We start from the raw sequence: 20,305 nt of genomic DNA, 5'->3' as shown, positions 1-20,305 counted from the left end.
GTTAAGTATTAGTTGTTGGTTTTTTCTTTAGCCAATGGAGATACCACGGTATCAAAACCATTAAGGTCAATGTCGTCTATCCAGTCAAAAAATGCGATAAGGTCTTCGGCTTCTCCATCTGAAAATCCGTAAGCCACCATTTTTCTACCGTTGGGTGCCCAGGCATTGGGAGTTGTTAGTACAGCCTTGATATAGCCTTTACCCCGTCGGTCAATGACTTTTGTAAGTTCCGGGGCATAATAGGCCCCTTCGCCAAGAATGGTGTGACACCCCATGCAGTTGTTGGCCTCCCATAAATGTTTTCCTCGAACAACTTGTTCGGTAATGTTCTCATAATTGGATTGATCCTGTTCTTTGCTGAACGAAAAGATTGTGAGCCCTATGAAAATAAGAAACGTCACAACAGTCCCTCCAAGAAAAAAAGTTCGTGCTTGTTTTTTTGATAACATGGTGAATTGATTAGTATATAATATTAAAGGATATTTTTATCCTTTATCTGGTAAAAATATATCAGGTGATTACCAGAATACATGATTTTTATCATGTTTTGAATAAAAAATACTTGACAATTGCCTTTTGCGGAGATGCTCTAATTGCCGGTTGATGCTTCTAATATTTGCTTCTCCTCCGTTGTATAGCTCTTCCATATTTCCATTCTTTTCTGTGCTAAGCTTCCCCTTGCCCCTTCTTTATGGTAAAACCGTAACCCGTGCTCCTGTTGTCGTCCAGAACTAAAGCTAGAAACTCTTTTTAGGTATCCAATCACACGCGTTGCATGATCCACCGCTGCAGAATTGCATTTACTACAATTGTGCAAAGTTCGCTTGTCAATATGATCACAAGTATTACAGATGGTAATCTTAATGTTGAAACAGAAATAATTACACCCAGCCCTGGCCGTTGCATTAATCAGTTTGATAAAACCTTCTTTGTTAGGCGCTTCCTCAAGATTCAGGTGAAGTGCTGAACCTCCATCCAAATATTTGATGATTTCCTCGCCATGCAAGATTATTTTGTCCAATGTATTGGTTGAGGTATCCTCTACTTTGTAGAAATAGGAATTGTAGCAGTCCCGAGGAACGAAAAGTCCATCCTTTTTATCCCAACTGGCATTTTTAACCCCTAAATTTTCTGCTGGCACGAACTCGGTATTGAACATATAACCATATTCCTGCTTAGCTTTTTTATTTTCAACATAAATGGCTTTAAGGTATTTGTTGACGAAAGCCTTATAGCTATGATTGTTGCCAACACTTATACCTTGACTTTCGGCGGCTTCCACCATTCCATTGATTCCAATGGTCAGAAATTGTTTTTCCAACGCAATAAACCCAGCTTTATACACTGGAAGTAGTCCAGCTGCTTCATATTCTTCAATGAGTGTTCTATACGCGACCTGATATTTATGGATTTTCTGGACTTCCTCTACAATATCCGCTCCTTTTTGAACCAATCGGTTCATGTTCAAGGTAATCACATTTATCGATCCTGTAGCCACACCCCCAGCTCCTAAAGAGTAACTGAATGTGTTGTCACTTATTTCATTGCGTAATCTGCAACATGAAGCTAAACTGTCCGCATTTTCGGACTGATAGATAAAAAAAGAATTCCCTTCACTCAATTCTTGGGCGCACATTTCGGTAAATTCAGCATCGACTGGTGTGCCATCTTTCACCAACATGGCGGCCGTGACCACCGGAAAAGTAAGTACCGCTTTGGTGCGTTCTTCATTAAACCATTTCATAAAATAGGATTGTAGCTTTTTTACACTTTCCCATTTGGGTTTCGTCATATCTGGAAAGACAAAATCTCCAAACATGCTATTAAAATAGGCCTCATCATATAATGATATATTCCAAAACACGGATTGGTATCCCCGAGCTGCAGCTGGCTGGTTTATAGCATAGACTACATGTTGCATATGGTTTGCAATGGTTTTTTCATTGGTCTCCAAATAGTCTTTACCATAGTCTACAGTTGCAAAATGGTCAAAATACATTAAAAACTCAACGGTGGCCAATGCACCGGCAAATTGAGAGCTTATGGCAAAGACCAGATTCACAAATTCTCCACAAAAACTCTCCAAATGCATGGGAGCTCTACTTTCTCCCCCCAATTTTGTAAGTCCATCCAACAAAAAGGGATACATGCTTATGGATACGCAGTATGGTTTAAGTGAAGTTTCATCATGTACATAAATTTCATGCGATTCAATTTGTCTGATGTACTCCTGAGCCAAGTCCGACCCAAAAAGTGATTCGATTTTCAGCTTTATCAGCTCCCTATTTACCTGGATATTGATATCCTTGTTCAACTCCGCTTCCATTGTAGCTATGTTTTTGGAAGTAACATTGGCGTTGGCATCTACTTTTGAGCCATCAGCTGCGTTGGCCGATTGCATATACTGGTCGATAAAATCAATTTTTTTGGTAATCTGGGTATCGGTAAGTCGAATCATATTATTTAATTTTTTATGAATAAGTGGTTTAGAATTTTATTGGTCTTTACTTCTATGAATTTCTGATTGGTGTTTTTGCAGTCAAGCCCGCCACGATGGGTAATCCATTGGCCCGTTTTAATCCATGTAAGATGTTTTAGAACCTCGTCATCTACCCTATCCAAGCCCGTATAGAGGCAAGTTTTGTATCCTTTTGTTTTAGCACACCTTAAATTCTCAACTAACTCTTTTTGATGCCATTCTCCGCCCATAAAAACAACACATGTAGCAAACCCATAATACTTATACAGCATATTCTTAAATATTTGCTGGGTGAGCTGCTGCCCATTGCCTTCTTTCCATAAAAAAGGTGAATGGCAGCCTTCACATCGAAGTGGGCAGCCGGAAATTGTAAAGCAAAGGCTTATTTCTCCGGGCACTTCTTGAAGTACTATCTGAAAATCATTGAAAAACATAAATAATAAAAGACCTTTTAATCCTTTAAAATTATAAAACATAGAAATTGATATATAAGCGGTGTTGAATGAGTTATCAAATAGGTTATCAACAGGTATGAAACGGGGTTAAATCGAAAGTCGGAAAGTAGTCCATTACCGTATTGTAATATATCCTGAAAAAGAAAAGCTTCCGAAATATCGAAAGCTTTTTTACCATTGTGGGCCCAAAGGGATTCGAACCCCTGACCATGAACTAAAACATGGGTTATAATTTTAATCAGGTGCTATAGCGCTCATCTTGGAAACTGAAAAATTACCTGAAGTATCTTTGGATATAACTTCGACTGAGTAGTTTTCCCCATTTTTAAAGGCGACTGGATTAATGGATTCCATATTATAATCGGTCTCTTCCACTAAAATTGATTCATTCTCCGAAACAGTCACATCGTATGTAAGTTCATCATTGTCCTCATCACTGCCTACCCAAGCTACAGACATTTCCATGTTTTGTGTATTAAATTCTATGGTTATGGCAGCTGCGTAGGGGGCATAATTAGCTTCTGGAATACCAGGAGTTGTAAAAGAGTAAGTGTCCCCTGCCGTTTCACCATCATTATTTACCGCTGTCAATGACCAAGAGTAAGTCTTACCCCTATCCAGCTGTACTTTGGCTTCCAAATTGTTAAAAGAGCTTTTGAAAACCTCGGTAGTACCTTCAAAGATTTCCAGAACATAGTTTTGTGCCAATTGAGCAGCGTTCCACCTAAATTCAACGAGTACTTTGACATCATCATTATCAACTTCTTCATAATCCGAACATGGTTCGCCGTTCGTTGGCAATGTGCCAATAGTTTTTGAAGGCGGCTTGCTCTCCTCCTTAGGAGGTTCTTCTCCCTCACCACCTCCACCACCGCAGGAAAGTAAAAAAATGGTGGTCAATGCTAATATGAAATGGCTCAATATTAATTTAGTCTTTTTCATCTTTTAACAATTTTTATAGTTTCTTTATGCCCAGCTATTTCCATTTGAAGGAAATACATACCGGATTCGAATGACGAGACATCCATACTCTTTTCTTGTTGATTATAATTTTGTTCTTTTATCAATCTTCCATCAACGCCAAAAACATAAACTTTCAACTTGTTCGCTTCTGTTATAAAATTCACACTCGTAGAGGTAACTGTGGGATAAACCTGAATGGTTTCACCTATGAAAAAACTATCCAATATTTTTCCTTGACAATCATTTTCCCCTGTGATGCTAATTTGCGTTTGACCTTTCAGGTTTTTAAGTGAGATTGTTTGTTGTCCTGAATTTTCAAATACAAAATCCTTTGTTTCGCCATTGACTGAAACCGAATAGGACGTACTACCTTCGACTGAATATGAAACCGTACCTCCCTCCGAATTGAGTTCCGCTCTTTTCCCGGTAACTGAATCCAATTCATTTACGGTAACACCATAAGTCTGTTCAAAAAAGATTTCAGGTATTGATACCGTAATGGTGTAGCTTCCTGCGGATAAATCATTTATTTCCAAACCAGTTTCAGAAGATATATCATCAAATTGATTGGATAATCCTTCTCCAGAAATTGAAATGTCAAGTAAATATCCCGAAATGTTCATGGTAATCTCTATGATTCCATCTGAACTGCCAATGCAACTGGGTGTCAAAACATACACCTTTATGGCGTTATTGGGTATGATGTCACATCCATTGGCATCGACCTCGACCCCAGGAGGGGTTCCCAAACATGAATCTTTGTGGTCAAGTACACCATCGGAATCATTGTCTTGATTACATACAGGGTTTTCGCCAGCATCATTTATGGTCCAACCATACATATTAATTATATTTTGCCGTGCTTCTTCAGATTCGCAATATTGACTGCTCCCAGCATCAAAAGATACCCCAATCTGCAAAGAGGGTAGCTCAGCCCAGTTGTTAAGTGTGCGGTCATATTTCTCTAAGGATAATCCAGACATCTCAAACATAAGACCCATATTATTTACATTCTGAATATTCCAGTTCTCAAGACTTTGATCAAAATTGGTCGCCTCGGCAAACATCCACATCATGTTGGTAACATTGGTAACATTCCACGAACCCAAATCTTGATTAAAAGAACTTGCTCTTTGAAACATCCCCACCATATCTTCAACATTACTTACATCCCAACCATCAACATTTGAATTGAAAGAAATTGCTGTGTTGAACATATTTGTCATGTGTTGAACTTTGGACACATCCCAAGCTGATAAATCTTGATTAAAGCTTTCAGCATTTTGAAACATGGATAGCATATCCGTTACATTGCTAACATTCCATGTTGAAATATCTTTATTGAATACTCTATTGCTACTAAACATGCCTTCCATATCAACTACGTTACTTACGTTCCATGCGGAAATATCCTGATTAAATATAGAGTTTGCGAACATCCCACCCATATTTATAACTTTTCCTACGTTCCAAAGGCCAATATCCTGATTAAAGGAAGTTGCCCCGTTGAACATAGCAAACATGCTGGTTACGTTAGATACGTCCCAACTGGAAACATCTTGATTAAACTGCTCTGCCAGTGCAAACATGCTATCAGTAATGGTTACATTACCCATTTCCCAATTTTGGAAGTATTCATTTCCGACCAAAGACGTGCACCTTGAAAACATGCCGGAGGTCGTTGAAACATTTGAAAGGTTAGGAATGTCTTCGGCCAATACATCAAGATTACTGCATCCTATGAAGGCAGCGGCCATAGAAGTCCATTGAATTGACCCCCATTGATTTATCTGCAGCAGCTTTTCACTATCCGCATTGTTACCATTGAAGTTTGTTCTCGGAAACTCACCAGAAATGCCAATTTGATATATCCCGGGAGCGCTGTAAGTATGAACAATATTACCTGTAACCCCAATATCGGAAGTTCCATCACCCCAATCCACATCATAATTATAGGTTGTGCCAAAAGGCGCATAAGTTGATATTGATATTTGATTATCGTTTGAAAATCCAGGGTTATCCGTTTTCCAAGTAGTGATAAACGGACAATTCTTGCCATTATCATTGATTGTCCAATTAAAATTCTCCATTAATACCAGTCTGCTTATTTCACCCACACAGTACTCACTGTTTCCAGCATCAAATTGGACATTGCTTTGAAGGAAATCTAGGTTAACCCAACCAATAAGCGTACTATCGTAGTTATCTTGTGATAGCCTAGTCCCTCTGAACATATCAATCATACTTGCAACTTGTCCGACATCCCAATTCCCAAGGTTTTGATCAAAACTGGCTGCATCTTCGAATAGGCTTGTCATATCTGTAACTGATGAAACATCCCAATTGTTAACAGAGTGATTAAAGGCTTGAGAAGATTTAAAAAGATTCCTCATGCTCTTTACTGATGATACATTCCAGTTATCCAGAGGTTGATTGAATACTTGTGAATCTTCAAACATTTGAGACATATCGTTAACCTTGCTCACATCCCAATTCCCAATATCTTCATTAAAACTACCGGTCATATTGAACATGCTACCCATATTCTGAACATTTGATGTGTTCCATACACCTATTGGCTGATTAAAAACATCATTCATAATAAACATTCCACTCATATCTATGACATTGGAAGTGTTCCATTGATTTATATTGGTGTTAAAGCTATTTGCGGAAGCAAAAAGAAAGGACATATCTGTAACGGTACTGGTATCCCAATCGTTGATTGACTCATTTACCTGGAGAAAAGAACAACTATCAAACATACTTTTCATGGATGTAACATTGGTCAAATCAGGAGTGTCAGTTGCCACAACATTCAGATTATGACAAGCAGCAAAAGCCGCCTCCATAGAGCTCCACTTAATGGTTCCCCATTGTTCTATAGTCAGCAATTTGTCGTTATCTCCAATGAAATTGAAATATATCCGTGGAAAATCACCTGTTATTGAAACTGTATATGTGCCCTGAGTAGCGTATGTATGCGTGATATCTCCAGTAACGTTATTATCCGTGGAACCATCTCCCCAATCAACGATATAATCATAAACTTCCCCCGGAAAAGTTGGGATGGTAATCTGATTATTTGCAGAAGTACCTGAATTATCCGTTTTCCAGGTCGTTATGAATTCTGTTTGGGCCGATAAAAAGAAATGAATGAAACCCAATAGGGCAGAGAGGTAGATTTTTTTCATTTAGGTTGATATAGTAACAGCAACCTACAACTTAAGCCAAGAATTTCCAAGTAAATCTCGATGATTTGTTTTCTTTTTCCTATAAAATTCTGATAGAAAATTCCTAAAACAAAAAACCTCAGCAATTGCTGAGGTTTTTCTGTGGGCGCGAAGGGATTCGAACCCCTGACCCCCTGGGTGTAAACCAGGTGCTCTGAACCAACTGAGCTACGCGCCCATTCATTTTCCTAAATGGGAGTGCAAATATAGCATCATTTTTTGTTTACCAAAAAGAAATAACATAAAATATCTAAACTACCTCTGCCACTACAAAAGTACTGCCCCCCACATATATAAAATCTTCCTGATCCGCTTGCTCCAAAGCAGCCTCAAAACCATTTTTTACCGTTTTGAAAATTTCTCCCTTCAAACCAAAATCCAAGGCCATTTTCCATAATTCTTCTGCTTCCAAACCTCTAGGTATGTTAGGTTTTACAAAGTAATATTCAGCATGTTTCGGAAAAAGATTCAATACTTCAGCTAAGTTCTTATCATTTACAAAGCCTAGCACAAAATGTACTTTTTGCGCCTTGAAATCCTCAATCTGCTTCAAAACAATCTCCAACCCTTCCTTGTTATGTGCTGTATCGCATACAATTTTAGGATTTTCGCCCAATACTTGCCATCTACCCAAAATACCAGTATTACCAATAGAATTCCGAAGTCCTTCTAATATATGTTCTTCTTTTATTTCAAAATCCTTTAACTCATTAATTGTGGCAACCACTCCTCTTACATTCTTTGTCTGATACGCTCCTAACAAGTCCGTTTTATAGTTTTCTATTTCAAGTTGATCGGCAAAAACAATCTTACAGCCCTTTTGAGCAGCCATAATCTTAAAGATTCCTTTGGTTTCAGGTTGGGTTTCACTTATTACCACAGGAACACCTCTTTTTATGATCCCTGCTTTCTCTAAGGAAATCTTCTCCAAAGTATCCCCTAAAATTTGAGTGTGATCCAGTCCAATGTTGGTTATCAGTGAAACTTCAGGTGTAATGATATTGGTAGAGTCCAACCTTCCGCCCAAGCCTACTTCAATGATTGCAATATCAACTTCCTCTTTTACAAAATAATCAAAAGCCATTCCAACCGTCATTTCAAAAAAGGAAAGATCGTTCTGTTCCAAAAAGGGTTTATGGTTTTGAATAAAATCAACAACAAATTCTTTGGAAGCTGGAACGCCATTTATTTTTATGCGTTCCCTAAAATCTTTTAAATGTGGCGAAGTATAAAGCCCCACTTTATACCCAGCTTCTTGAAGAATGGAAGCTAACATATGGCTGCTGGAGCCTTTTCCATTGGTTCCTGCCACGTGGATACTCTTGAATTTTTCATGGGGATTCCCAAGTACTTTCGAAAAATAAAGAATGTTGTCCAACTTATTTTTTAAGGCTTCTGCACCTTTCTTCTGATACATTGGAAGTTGCTGGAACATCCAATCCAAAGTTTCTTGATAAGTCATTGGACTATTGGCCTAACTTAAAATTGACAACCACAAAACCTATCTGCTGTGAAGGTGCGTTGGAATCCAGGTTCCATTTATGTAGAAATGCGGTTTTTCTTGCAGGTTCCAGCAAACAAGGGGCATTATTTGTTGTTCCCTTTACTCCCGGGGTTGCTTTTATGACCTTTCCATTTCTATCCACAACAATTCGAACTACAACACGACCATCTTCATTACACTCCTGTTGCACTTTTCCTTTACTGACCAACGAACGACCGTTTAGACCATATCCGCCCGTACCGCTACCACTTCCTGGAGTTCCATAATAGCTAGTGGCGTAAGGATCTCCATCTGGCTTTCCCTTATCACCAGCTCTATTGTCGTCTCCTTCACTTCCGGTGGTTGTGCCATCAGATTTACCAATTCCTCCAATCAAGGCGTCCAAGCTTTTCTTTTTGGCTTCCTGCTCTTGTCTTTTTCGTTCTTCAGCTTCTCTTTTTTCGCGAGCAATGCGTTCTGCTTCTGCCTTAGCCTTTTTTGCAGCTTCATCGGCCTTTCGTTTAGCTTCTTTTTGCTGATTTATTTTTATGGTTTCCTCGGTATCACTGGTCAAAACTTTCTCCACAGGTTCTTCGGGAGCGGTCTGTTTTGGCACTACTTGCTCTTGAACCTGTTCCACTGGTTTTGATTCAACCTTCTTCGGCTCAGAACGTACTTTTTCTTTTGGCTGAACTTTTCCACTGCCAAAATCCATGGTTCCAAAGTTGATGGCTATACCATTTTCAATGGGTGGATCCATATAGGTAAGCCCGATGTAAAAAAGCAATAGTAACACTACGCTTAACAGAAGTGTTGTTAGCGTGAAAGATTTTTTCTTGTGTCTCGTATCTAAAAATGACATTATTTTGGCCGCACAGCCAAGATAACCTTGTAACTATTTCTATTGGCAATATCCATAACATTGACCGCTTCCTTTATGGCCACGTTTTCTTCCGCCCTTAGAATGATGGTAGGCTTTTCTTGTCCTTCAAGTGCCTTTTTTAATTCAATTTCAATGTATTCTTTACTTATCTGCTCGTTGTTCACAAAATATTTCAGGTTCTTGTCTATAGTGACAGAAACATTTTGAGTATTGGTAGACTTTCCCTTTGCTTTTGGCAACAGCAAATCCAGGGCGTTGGGAGCGTTGGAAGTCAGCATAAAAAACACCAATAACAAAAATACAATGTCTGTCATTGATGACATGCTGAATTCTGGACTAACCTTATTTCTTCCTTTTAATTTCATATTGAAATTCTAGATAGGTTCATTCAACAAATCCAAAAACTCCACTGCATTGGCTTCCATTTTATGAACCACTTTATCCGTTCTGTTCACTAGGTGATTATAACCAATATAGGCAATAATACCTACTACCAATCCAGCTACCGTGGTGGTCATCGCGGTATAAATACCAGATGCCAATGAACCCATTTCTGCTTGTCCTCCACTACTTGCCATTTCATGGAATGCCAAAATCATACCAATTACGGTTCCTAAAAATCCAATCATGGGAGCAGCGCCGGCAACGGTGGCCAACACACTCACATTTTTCTCCAATTTATAAACCTCCAAGGTACCTGCATTTTCTATGGCAGTATTGATATCATCCAAAGGCTTGCCAATTCTGGACACTCCTTTTTCCGTTAAGCGAGCAACTGGTGAATCGGTTTGAGCACATAGGATCTTAGCTGCGTCCAATTTACCGTTCATGACATGATCACGAATCTGGTTCATAAAGTTTTTGTCAATCTTTGATGCTGCCTTGATGGCAAAAATACGCTCAAAATAAATGTAGAGTGCCACGAACAAAAGCACAAAAAGTACCATAATAATAACCACACTCCCCGTTCCTCCATTAACAATCAAATCAATGACAGAAAGCGTCTTTTCTTCCGATATAGATGCACCTATCTCGGCTCCTTCCTCTAAATCTTGAAAAATAATCATATAAAATCCCCAATTTAAGTTGCAATAATAACGGAGATTTTTGACCTAAAGTATTTTTTAGAAAAAATATCGCATGATGATAAAGCAAATAGCACCAGCAATGAAGCCTATGAAGGCCAACCATCCAATTTTTTTAAGGTACCAGAAAAAGTCAATTTTTTCCATTCCCATAGCTACAACTCCAGCCGCAGAGCCAATAATCAGCATACTTCCTCCGGTTCCCGCAGAATACGCAATAAAGTGCCATAAAGGATTATCCATAGGTTCTGAAAACATTCCCAAACTAGCGGCAACCAACGGAACATTATCTATAACCGCAGAGCCAACTCCCAGCAATATCACCACTAAATCCGAAATTTGTGTCCCTGCAATCTCGGTTCCAAGCAACGGTGTGCCCTGCTTCAAGCCTTCAGCAAAATTGAAAAGAAGGCCCAGCGATTCCAAAGCGGCCACGGCCATTAAAATTCCTAAGAAAAAGAGTATACTCGGGAGTTCTATTTTGGTCAATGCACTATGCACCGGGCTATGGTGCGATCCTGCATCACTCTCAGGATCTACTGAAGAAATGGCTATTTTGGAGCTGCTGTATATTTCCGCAAATGTGGCCACTACCGCCAAGGACAACATCATCCCTACATAAGGTGGTAAATGGGTTATGGTCTTAAAAATTGGCACAAACACAATGGCGCTTAATCCCAAATAGAGCATCGTAGGTCCAAATTTGGATTTTGGCCCGTTGTCCTCCTCCGTTTCAATTTCACCCTTGAATGCAGGTAAAAAGGAAGCAATAAAAGTAGGAACCAGCATACAGAAAAGTGATGGTACAAGCAGGTATCCTATCAACTTAGCTGTTGTTACCTTATTGCCAATCCAAAGCATAGTTGTGGTCACATCGCCAATCGGGGACCATGCCCCGCCTGCATTTGCGGCAATAATAATAAGTCCAGCATACCATATTCTTACATTTCTATCCTTTACAATTTTCTGTAAAATTGATATTAATACAATTGTTGCCGTAAGATTATCGATAATGGCAGAAAGAATAAAGGCCAAAAAAGCAAAAATCCACAATATCTTCCTTTTACTTTTGGTCTTCACAAATGTCTTGATAGTAGCGAATCCATCAAAGTAATCAATGATTTCGACTATGGTCATGGCTCCTAACAAAAACACTAAAATCTCAGAGGTCTTTCCCAAATGATGGAGCAGCGTCTCCTCTAACATATGCATTTTATCTTCATGCCCCAATGCGGAAAAACCTTCCATCAAAGCATGCTTTCCCGAGTCAAACCAAGTGGTAAAACTATCAATCCCAAAGGCCATCAAAGCCCAAAGAATGGCCATCATAGCCAGAGCTGGAATAAGCTTGTCAATTTTTAGATTATGTTCAAGGGTTATGGCAAGATATCCAATGACAAATATGGCAATTAAGAGGGTCTCCATGTTTAGTTGGTTTAAGTTAGTTAAACTTCAAAAGACTAAAGTCTACATTGCTAAAGATATTCAAAATGAGTTTTCCAGCACAATGTTCTTCTTATAAAAATCTTGAAAAATAACAGCGCTTAATTTTACCGATCGGCCATATTATACTATTCTTATTTTTTTGCATCTTTTTGTGAAAAATCGACACCATAAAGCTATATTTGTATACCATTTTTACTTAATTCTCAATTTTATGGAGTTTACTCTTTCCGAAGAACAGCTAATGATACGACAGGCAGCAAAAGATTTTGCCCAAAACGAACTGCTTCCGGGTGTTATTGAACGAGACGATGCGCAAAAATTTCCTACCGAACAAGTAAAGAAAATGGGAGAACTTGGCTTTTTAGGAATGATGGTCAATGAAAAATATGGAGGAAGTGGATTAGATACCCTTTCATATGTATTGGTCATGGAAGAACTGTCCAAGGTTGATGCATCAGCTTCCGTAGTGGTATCTGTAAACAATTCTTTGGTTTGTTGGGGACTGGAAACCTTTGGCACAGAAGCCCAAAAAGAAAAATATTTAACCCGCTTGGCCTCCGGTGAGGTTATAGGTGCTTTTTGTTTATCAGAACCCGAAGCCGGCAGTGATGCAACTTCCCAAAAAACTACAGCAATTGATAAAGGTGATCATTACCTTTTAAATGGAACCAAAAATTGGATAACCAATGGCGGGACTGCAGAAATCTATTTGGTAATAGCCCAAACCGATGTGGAGAAAGGACATAAAGGAATCAATGCACTTATTGTGGAAAAGGGAGCAGAAGGCTTTGAAATTGGTCCAAAGGAAAATAAATTAGGCATTAGAGGTAGTGACACCCACTCCTTATTATTCAATGATGTAAAAGTACCCAAGGAAAACAGAATTGGTGAAGATGGATTTGGTTTTAAATTCGCTATGAAAACCCTTGCTGGGGGCAGAATTGGTATTGCCGCACAGGCATTGGGGATAGCAGCAGGAGCTTACGAGCTCTCCAAAAAATATGCAAAAGAGCGCAAAGCCTTTGGTACTGAAATTGCCAACCACCAAGCTATTGCATTTAAATTGGCGGATATGCATACCAAAATTCAGGCTGCACGTCATTTGGTGTATCAAGCCGCTTGCGATAAAGATGCTGGAAATGATTACACACTTTCAGGAGCCATGGCCAAATTATACGCCTCCGAAGTAGCTATGGAAACAGCCGTGGAAGCCGTGCAAATACATGGAGGAAATGGTTTTGTGAAAGACTACCATGTAGAAAGATTGATGCGGGATGCAAAAATCACTCAGATTTACGAAGGCACTTCAGAAATCCAGAAAATTGTGATCTCGAGAAGTATTCTTAAAGATTAGTATTACACTAAAAATTTACACCCCTATAATTGTAGGGGTCTTTGTTGATTATTTCAAATTAAGGCATCCAATACCCCTTGAAACTAATCTTTTTATATAAAATTCTGGATTTTTCACTACTTGACCCCTGAATTATTGAAAAACACCTTTTAACCAGCTTTCCATTTTGAGAGAATCATAATTTGATATTGGTCAAATTCCAAATATGAATATTTTTTAACCCTTCATCACAAAAGCTGATGATTTTATTACAATACCTGAAAAACCTTGTTTTTTATTTATCAAAAAGGATATTTTTGAGGAAATACCATAATGATGAGATTAGAAAAACAAGGTCTATATCTTCCGGAATTTGAACATGACAACTGTGGTGCTGGTTTTATTTGTAGCCTAAAGGGCAAAAAATCAAACGACATCATTCATAAGGCCCTTGAAATTCTAGATAAGCTGGAGCATAGAGGTGCGGTAAGTTCAGATGGAAAGACAGGAGATGGAGCGGGAATCCTTATAGACATTCCACACGATTTTTTTATAGAAGTATGCGCTTTTGATTTGCCAAAGGCAGGTGACTACGCCGTAAGTAATGTTTTCCTTCCACAAAAGGAAAACCAACGCGACTTTTGCATAGCAACACTTGAAGAAAATATTAAAAACCAAGGTCTGCAGCTATTGGGTTGGCGGGATGTCCCTGTAAACGGTTCAGTTCCCGGTAGAATTGCTGCTGAAACAGAACCTTTTGTAAAACAGTTGTTTGTTGGAAAAGGAGATGCCGAAGATGATTTTCAGTTTAACCTAAAACTGTTCATTGCCAGAAAGATTACAGAACATGCAATCATCAAAAGCAAACTGTCACAAAGCCAGTTCTTTTACCTACCAAGCCTTTCCACTAAAATTATCATTTTTAAAGGTCTGTTGGTACCACAGGACATCAGCAAATACTACGAAGATTTGTTGGATCCTCGTGTGGTCACTCGATTGGCACTGGTACACCAACGCTTTTCCACCAATACTTTCCCAACTTGGGATTTAGCACAACCTTTCCGTTATATGTGCCACAATGGGGAAATAAACACTTTAAGAGGAAATGTTTCCCGTATGCGTTCCAGGGAAGAACTCATGGAGAGTGATTGGTTTGGTGAAGACATTAAAAGAATCCTTCCTGTTGTGCTACCAAGAAAATCGGATTCAGCGAGCATGGATATGGTTGTGGAACTATTGCTTATGACGGGGCGCTCTTTGCCCGAAGTAATGATGATGCTCGTACCTGAAGCCTGGGAAAAGAACAAGGAAATGTCCGAAGCCAAAAGGGCATTTTACGAGTACAATTCCTGTGTAATGGAGCCATGGGATGGTCCCGCTTCCATTCCATTTACTGATGGCAACTATATTGGAGCCGTCTTGGATAGAAATGGATTGCGACCATCAAGATATTCGGTTACCAAACAAGGATATGTGATCATGTCATCAGAGACTGGAGTCGTTGAATTGGAACCAGAGGACATTGAATTCCACGGGCGATTGGAGCCTGGAAAAATGTTCTTAGTGAACATGGAGGAAGGTCGTATTGTAAACGATGAAGAAATAAAAGAGTCCATTGCCAAAAAACACCCTTATCAAAAATGGTTGAAAGATAATTTGGTCTACCTAAAAGATATACCTTATAATGATTGTCCTGTTTTTTATGGTGAGTTTCCTTTAGAAACTAGAAGATCAGCATTTGGATATACCTTGGAAGATATCAATACCATTATTTTGCCAATGGCCAAAAATGGGAAAGAACCTATTGGGTCCATGGGCTCGGACACACCTATTGCAGTTTTATCAGAGCGTCCACAACTTATATACAATTACTTTAAACAACTCTTTGCCCAAGTAACCAATCCGCCTTTGGATGGAATCCGGGAAGAATTGATCACCGACATCAGCTTGACATTGGGAAGTGATCAAAACATTTTTGATACCACTCCATACCATTGCAGAAAGTTAAAAATCCAAAATCCTGTGATCTCCAAAGAGGATTTGGATAAAATAAAAAATTACGATGCCAGTCCAGACTATAAAGTGGTTTCCATATCCATGCTTTATGAAATTGGAAAAGGACACAATGGACTGGAAGAAGCACTGGACTCCATCTTACAACAAGCTTCCAATGCTATAGATGAAGGTGCTAACATTATTATTTTATCTGATAGAATGGTCAGTTCTGAAATGGCGGCCATTCCTGCTTTGTTGGCCTGTTCATATGTCAACAGTGGATTGAGCAGAATGGGCAAGCGCTCCAAATTGAGCATCATTGTTGAATCTGCAGAACCTAGAGAAGTACACCATTTTGCACTCCTCTTCGGATTTGGTGCAAGTGCCATCAACCCATATTTGGTAAACGAAATCATTGCAGAGCAAATACAAGAAAACGATATAACAGAGTACACCTTTGACGAAGCCATTAAAAATTACAACAAGGCCATTGGAAAAGGAATATTAAAAGTGATGAACAAAATTGGAATCTCAACTTTGAATTCTTACAGAGGTTCCCAATTATTTGAATGCATTGGTATCAATACCAAAGTGGTAGACAAATATTTCCCGAATACACCAACCCGTATTCAAGGAATAGGTTTGTATGAAATTGAAAAAGAAGTAGCAAAACGCCACAAAAAAGCATTTAAGACCCAGGAGTTAGCAGCCAATCTTGATATTGAGATTGGCGGAGAGTACCGTTGGCGAAGAGATGGTGAAAAACATATGTTCAATCCATTAAGTATTGCCAAACTTCAAAAATCGGTACGCAATAACGAGCCGGAGACTTATAAGGAGTACTCCAAATTGGTTAATGAGCAATCAAAAAACTTGATGACCATCCGTGGATTGTTTGAATTTTCAAACTATGATCCAATTCCCATTGAGGAAGTAGAACCATGGACTGAAATCGTAAAAAGATTTAAAACAGGCGCCATGTCCTATGGAAGCATCAGTAAGGAAGCCCACGAAAATCTTGCAATTGCCATGAACCGAATTGGAGGTAAGAGTAACTCTGGTGAAGGTGGAGAAGATTCGGCTCGTTTTTATAAAAATCAAACTGGCGATTGGAAAAATAGTGCCATCAAACAAGTTGCTTCCGGGCGATTTGGCGTAACCTCCAATTATTTGACCAGTGCACAAGAAATTCAGATTAAAATGGCCCAAGGGGCAAAACCTGGAGAAGGTGGGCAATTACCAGGACCAAAAGTAAACCCGGCCATTGCCAAAACAAGAAACTCTACACCTTATGTAGGTCTTATTTCGCCTCCTCCACACCACGACATTTATTCCATTGAGGATTTGTCCCAATTGATTTATGATTTAAAATCGGCCAACAGGGATGCCAGAGTAAATGTGAAATTGGTTTCAGAAGTAGGTGTGGGAACCGTAGCTGCTGGTGTTTCAAAAGCTAAAGCAGATGTAATCCTTATTTCAGGATTTGATGGTGGTACAGGGGCATCTCCTCTTACTTCATTGAAACATGCAGGCCTACCATGGGAACTGGGAATTGCCGAAGCACAACAAACCTTGGTTCTTAACGATCTAAGAAACCGTATTGTTCTGGAATGTGACGGACAATTAAAAACAGGAAGAGATGTTGCCATTGCTTGTCTTTTAGGAGCAGAAGAGTTTGGTTTTGCCACTGCACCTTTAGTAGCCTCAGGCTGTGTTATGATGAGGGTATGCCATTTAAACACCTGTCCTGTGGGTATTGCAACCCAAAACCCAGAACTCCGTAAAAAATTCAAGGGCAAGCCAGAGCATGTAGTCAATTACATGTACTTCGTGGCACAGGAATTAAGGGAAATCATGGCCAAACTTGGTTTTAGAACCATTGATGAAATGGTAGGCCAAGTTCAGAAGCTGGATAGAAAAAAAGCTATTGAGCATTACAAAGCTGCTGGCATTGATCTTAGTCCTATCCTTTATCAAGTAGATGTACCAGAAGGCACTAAATTTTACAATACTGAAAAGCAAATACACGATATAGAAGATTCCATTGAGTTTGACATCATTGCAAAGGCGCATCCGGCATTGTTCAGAAAGGAAAAAACATCATTGGATTTTCCAATTCACAATACCGATAGAGCAGTTGGAGCAATCATCAGCAATGAAATCTCTAAGATTTATGGTGCTGATGGACTACCTGAAAACACTTTGAAATTAAATTTCACAGGTTCAGCCGGGCAAAGCTTTGGTGCATTTGCCACCAAAGGACTCACCATGGTGGTCAACGGAAATACCAATGATTATCTGGGCAAAGGACTTTCCGGAGCCAAGCTAGTTATTAAGGTTCCTTATAAATCCACATTAAAACCGGAAGAAAACATCATCACAGGAAATGTGACCTTGTATGGAGCCACATCCGGAGAAGCCTATATCAATGGCAAGGCTGGCGAGCGTTTTTGTGTAAGAAATTCGGGAGCAAAAGCCGTGGTCGAAGGAATTGGAGATCATGGTTGCGAATACATGACCGGAGGAGTTGCCGTAATCTTGGGTGCCGTGGGAAGAAACTTTGGCGCTGGAATGAGCGGTGGAATTGCCTATGTGTTAGACAAGGAAAATACCTTTGAAAAACAATGCAATGGTGAAAGTTTGAACTTACTTGCTGTAGAAGAAGATAACGATATCAAACAGCTAAGAGAACTTATTGAAAACCATTACAATGCAACGTTAAGCCCATTGGCCCAAGAAATCTTGGAAAACTGGGAAGAATACCTGCCAAAGTTTGTAAAAGTCTTCCCTGAAGAATACAAACAAGCATTAATACGATTAGAAAAAGAAAAATTGCAAACCTTATAAGTTAAGCCATGGGAAAGACAACAGGATTTATGGAGTTTGACAGAAAGGATGAAGGCTATGCACCTGTCAAGGAAAGAATAAAAAACTATAAGGAATTTACGGTTCCTTTAAAAGAAGGTGAACTTAAAAACCAAGGCGCTCGTTGCATGGATTGCGGCATACCATTTTGCCACAGTGGTTGTCCGTTGGGCAATTTGATTCCCGATTTTAATCATGCTGTTTTTCAAGGAAAATGGGAGAAAGCCACTAAGATTTTACATTCCACCAACAATTTCCCTGAATTTACTGGCCGATTGTGCCCAGCTCCATGTGAAGAGGCATGTGTCCTTGGGATAAATGAAGACCCTGTTTCCATTGAGAATATTGAAAAGAATATTGTGGAAACAGCATTCAAAAATGGATGGATAAAACCAGAACCTCCTTCTCAACGAACAGATAAAAAAGTAGCCGTTATTGGTTCAGGTCCTGCTGGTCTGACAACCGCTCAACAGTTGAATAGAGCAGGCCATACGGTCACTGTTTTTGAACGTGATGAAAAAATAGGAGGACTATTACGCTATGGAATTCCAGATTTTAAGATGGAAAAGAATGTAATTGACAGGCGCCTTGAAGTGATGGAAAAGGAAGGAATCAATTTCAAAACTGGAATCCATGTAGGTGTTGATGTAAAGGCTGATGAACTTCGAAATGATTTTGATGCTATCGTTCTCTGCGGCGGTGCCACGGTACGTAGAAACCTTCCTATTCCTGGAGCAGATTTAAAAGGTGTGGTTCAAGCCATGGATTTTCTTCCACAAAACAACAGAAAAGTTGATGGCATCCCGTATAAAGGTGAGGAACTAACGGCCAAAGGAAAGAATGTTATTGTAATAGGTGGTGGAGATACAGGTTCCGACTGTATTGGGACTTCTATTAGGCATGGAGCAACCTCGGTTACCAACTTTGAGATCATGCCTAAATCAACTCCAGAAAGACCAGAGGGGCAACCTTGGCCATTTTGGCCTATGCGACTACGTACCAGCACTTCTCACAAAGAAGGTGCTGAGCGCGTTTTCAGTATATCCACTAAAAAGTTTATTGATGATGGCAATGGCAATTTAAAGGGTCTTATTACCTGTGAAGTCAAATGGGAAAAAGTACCTGGAAAACGTCCGGTTCTCAAAGAGGTTGAAGGTACGGAAAAAGAGTGGAACTGTGATTTAGCGCTTTTAGCACTTGGTTTCACCGGTTCAGAAACAACTATAGCTGACCAACTAGGATTACAAATGGATGCCAGAACCAACATCAATGCCTCGGCAAGGGATTATAAAACAAATGTTCCCGGAGTTTTTGTTGCTGGTGACCAAAGAAGAGGTCAATCATTAATTGTGTGGGCCATTTCTGAAGGAAGACAAGCTGCACATCACGTAGACAGTTTTTTAATGGGTAAATCCAACTTACCATTAAAAGGTGATGGTGATTTGCCTCGAGTTTAAGATTACAATACCCAACCAAACCCAATGTGAAAAGCTCTCCAAGAATTATCTTGGGGGCTTTTTTTTATTACATCCTTTTTATTTTAAAAAATATTAAAACAAAAAAAGGCCCTTTACTTATTGTAAAGGGCCTTCAAGGAAGGCGGCGACCTACTCTCCCACTTGGTATAGCAGTACCATCGGCGCAAACGGGCTTAACTTCCCTGTTCGGAATGGAAAGGGGTGGGCCCCGTCGCCATGGCCACCTAGATTTTATCCTGAACTTGTTTCAGGACCTCCCACATAAGGAGGAATGTTTTTAATATGACATATGTTGGGACGGTGCTCTGCACCGGTCAAATAAGAAGCAAGAAGTGTTTTGGTATATAAAGAACTGCCGAGGGGCAGTGCGCAAGCATACGGGCAATTAGTACCACTCGGCTGCGTACATCGCTGCACTTCCACCTATGGCCTATCAACGTGGTCATCTCCCACGGCCCTTTAAAGAAATCCCATCTTGTGGCGGGTTTCGCGCTTATATGCTTTCAGCGCTTATCCCATCCCGACTTAGCTACCCAGCGATGCCCCTGGCGGGACAACTGGTGCACCAGCGGTCGGTCCAGTTCGGTCCTCTCGTACTAGAACCAGA

13 protein-coding genes, 1 tRNA gene and 2 rRNA genes (1 of these 16 running past the window's edge) are annotated in these 20,305 nt (G+C 39.6%); 3 read left to right on the top strand and 13 right to left on the bottom strand.

Features of this window, described 5'->3' with window-relative positions:
- Positions 1 to 8: 8 nt before the first annotated feature.
- The 11 genes from ACOQO1_RS17455 to nhaD form a co-directional block, all read right to left on the bottom strand.
- Entirely contained in the window at positions 9 to 449 is a 441-nt protein-coding gene (locus ACOQO1_RS17455; RefSeq protein WP_420604161.1) for a c-type cytochrome, read from the bottom strand.
- Between the two features lie 140 nt (positions 450 to 589).
- Complete coding sequence (gene nrdD / locus ACOQO1_RS17450) at positions 590 to 2,458, bottom strand: anaerobic ribonucleoside-triphosphate reductase (protein WP_420604160.1); 1,869 nt, start codon at positions 2,456 to 2,458, stop codon at positions 590 to 592.
- A 5-nt stretch (positions 2,459 to 2,463) separates the two neighbouring features.
- Positions 2,464 to 2,955 carry an anaerobic ribonucleoside-triphosphate reductase activating protein gene (gene nrdG / locus ACOQO1_RS17445; RefSeq protein ID WP_420604159.1) on the bottom strand — a complete coding sequence of 164 codons (492 nt, stop codon included), beginning with the start codon at positions 2,953 to 2,955 and terminating at the stop codon, positions 2,464 to 2,466.
- A 213-nt stretch (positions 2,956 to 3,168) separates the two neighbouring features.
- Positions 3,169 to 3,876: a hypothetical protein gene (locus ACOQO1_RS17440; protein ID WP_420604158.1), complete on the bottom strand. Its 708-nt coding sequence runs from the start codon at positions 3,874 to 3,876 to the stop codon at positions 3,169 to 3,171.
- Complete coding sequence (locus tag ACOQO1_RS17435; RefSeq protein WP_420604157.1) at positions 3,873 to 7,091, bottom strand: BspA family leucine-rich repeat surface protein; 3,219 nt, start codon at positions 7,089 to 7,091, stop codon at positions 3,873 to 3,875. The genes ACOQO1_RS17440 and ACOQO1_RS17435 overlap by 4 nt, the downstream gene beginning before the upstream one ends.
- A 142-nt stretch (positions 7,092 to 7,233) precedes the next feature.
- Positions 7,234 to 7,308, bottom strand: a tRNA-Val gene (locus tag ACOQO1_RS17430).
- A gap of 72 nt (positions 7,309 to 7,380) precedes the next feature.
- Complete coding sequence (locus ACOQO1_RS17425) at positions 7,381 to 8,592, bottom strand: bifunctional folylpolyglutamate synthase/dihydrofolate synthase (protein ID WP_420604156.1); 1,212 nt, start codon at positions 8,590 to 8,592, stop codon at positions 7,381 to 7,383.
- A gap of 4 nt (positions 8,593 to 8,596) precedes the next feature.
- Positions 8,597 to 9,475, bottom strand: a complete 879-nt coding sequence (locus tag ACOQO1_RS17420) for an energy transducer TonB (RefSeq protein WP_420604155.1) — start codon at positions 9,473 to 9,475, stop codon at positions 8,597 to 8,599.
- On the bottom strand, positions 9,475 to 9,861 hold the full coding sequence (locus ACOQO1_RS17415; RefSeq protein WP_097046926.1) for an ExbD/TolR family protein: 387 nt from the start codon (positions 9,859 to 9,861) through the stop codon (positions 9,475 to 9,477). The genes ACOQO1_RS17420 and ACOQO1_RS17415 overlap by 1 nt, the downstream gene beginning before the upstream one ends.
- 9 nt (positions 9,862 to 9,870) lie before the next feature.
- The gene (locus ACOQO1_RS17410; RefSeq protein WP_420604154.1) at positions 9,871 to 10,563 is read right to left on the bottom strand and encodes a MotA/TolQ/ExbB proton channel family protein; all 693 of its coding nucleotides are present in this window, start codon (positions 10,561 to 10,563) and stop codon (positions 9,871 to 9,873) included.
- Between the two features lie 57 nt (positions 10,564 to 10,620).
- Entirely contained in the window at positions 10,621 to 12,006 is a 1,386-nt protein-coding gene (gene nhaD / locus ACOQO1_RS17405; RefSeq protein ID WP_420604153.1) for a sodium:proton antiporter NhaD, read from the bottom strand.
- A gap of 232 nt (positions 12,007 to 12,238) precedes the next feature.
- Here nhaD and ACOQO1_RS17400 point away from each other — a divergent pair, with 232 nt between their 5' ends.
- The 3 genes from ACOQO1_RS17400 to ACOQO1_RS17390 all read left to right on the top strand — a co-directional run bounded on the left by ACOQO1_RS17400 (position 12,239) and on the right by ACOQO1_RS17390 (position 19,677).
- Positions 12,239 to 13,381 (top strand): acyl-CoA dehydrogenase family protein, encoded by a 1,143-nt coding sequence (locus tag ACOQO1_RS17400; protein ID WP_420604152.1) that lies wholly within the window; start codon positions 12,239 to 12,241, stop codon positions 13,379 to 13,381.
- 315 nt (positions 13,382 to 13,696) lie between these two features.
- Positions 13,697 to 18,202, top strand: a complete 4,506-nt coding sequence (gene gltB / locus ACOQO1_RS17395; protein ID WP_420604346.1) for a glutamate synthase large subunit — start codon at positions 13,697 to 13,699, stop codon at positions 18,200 to 18,202.
- A gap of 8 nt (positions 18,203 to 18,210) precedes the next feature.
- Positions 18,211 to 19,677 (top strand): glutamate synthase subunit beta, encoded by a 1,467-nt coding sequence (locus ACOQO1_RS17390; RefSeq protein ID WP_420604151.1) that lies wholly within the window; start codon positions 18,211 to 18,213, stop codon positions 19,675 to 19,677.
- A 137-nt stretch (positions 19,678 to 19,814) separates the two neighbouring features.
- Here the strand turns inward: ACOQO1_RS17390 and rrf are convergent.
- Positions 19,815 to 19,926 (bottom strand): 5S ribosomal RNA (rrf, locus tag ACOQO1_RS17385).
- A gap of 137 nt (positions 19,927 to 20,063) precedes the next feature.
- Positions 20,064 to 20,305: ribosomal RNA gene (locus tag ACOQO1_RS17380) — 23S ribosomal RNA — on the bottom strand (it continues 2,584 nt past the right edge of the window).

It is taken from the genome of Flagellimonas sp. (genome assembly GCF_965222555.1).
Classification (GTDB): Bacteria; Bacteroidota; Bacteroidia; order Flavobacteriales; family Flavobacteriaceae; genus Flagellimonas.
The sequence above is the reverse complement of the archived record's forward strand: the minus strand, read 5'-3'. Positions and strand labels throughout refer to the sequence as shown.

What these genes read in the sequence shown, in the direction of transcription:
- nrdD (WP_420604160.1), bottom strand. Translation starts at nt 2,458, where the DNA reads ATGATTCGACTTACCGATACCCAGATTACCAAAAAAATTGATTTTATC.
- ACOQO1_RS17390 (WP_420604151.1), top strand. Translation starts at nt 18,211, where the DNA reads ATGGGAAAGACAACAGGATTTATGGAGTTTGACAGAAAGGATGAAGGC.
- ACOQO1_RS17410 (WP_420604154.1), bottom strand. Translation starts at nt 10,563, where the DNA reads ATGATTATTTTTCAAGATTTAGAGGAAGGAGCCGAGATAGGTGCATCT.
- ACOQO1_RS17455 (WP_420604161.1), bottom strand. Translation starts at nt 449, where the DNA reads ATGTTATCAAAAAAACAAGCACGAACTTTTTTTCTTGGAGGGACTGTT.
- ACOQO1_RS17435 (WP_420604157.1), bottom strand. Translation starts at nt 7,091, where the DNA reads ATGAAAAAAATCTACCTCTCTGCCCTATTGGGTTTCATTCATTTCTTT.
- gltB (WP_420604346.1), top strand. Translation starts at nt 13,697, where the DNA reads ATGAGATTAGAAAAACAAGGTCTATATCTTCCGGAATTTGAACATGAC.
- ACOQO1_RS17415 (WP_097046926.1), bottom strand. Translation starts at nt 9,861, where the DNA reads ATGAAATTAAAAGGAAGAAATAAGGTTAGTCCAGAATTCAGCATGTCA.
- ACOQO1_RS17425 (WP_420604156.1), bottom strand. Translation starts at nt 8,592, where the DNA reads ATGACTTATCAAGAAACTTTGGATTGGATGTTCCAGCAACTTCCAATG.
- ACOQO1_RS17440 (WP_420604158.1), bottom strand. Translation starts at nt 3,876, where the DNA reads ATGAAAAAGACTAAATTAATATTGAGCCATTTCATATTAGCATTGACC.
- nrdG (WP_420604159.1), bottom strand. Translation starts at nt 2,955, where the DNA reads ATGTTTTATAATTTTAAAGGATTAAAAGGTCTTTTATTATTTATGTTT.
- ACOQO1_RS17400 (WP_420604152.1), top strand. Translation starts at nt 12,239, where the DNA reads ATGGAGTTTACTCTTTCCGAAGAACAGCTAATGATACGACAGGCAGCA.
- ACOQO1_RS17420 (WP_420604155.1), bottom strand. Translation starts at nt 9,475, where the DNA reads ATGTCATTTTTAGATACGAGACACAAGAAAAAATCTTTCACGCTAACA.
- nhaD (WP_420604153.1), bottom strand. Translation starts at nt 12,006, where the DNA reads ATGGAGACCCTCTTAATTGCCATATTTGTCATTGGATATCTTGCCATA.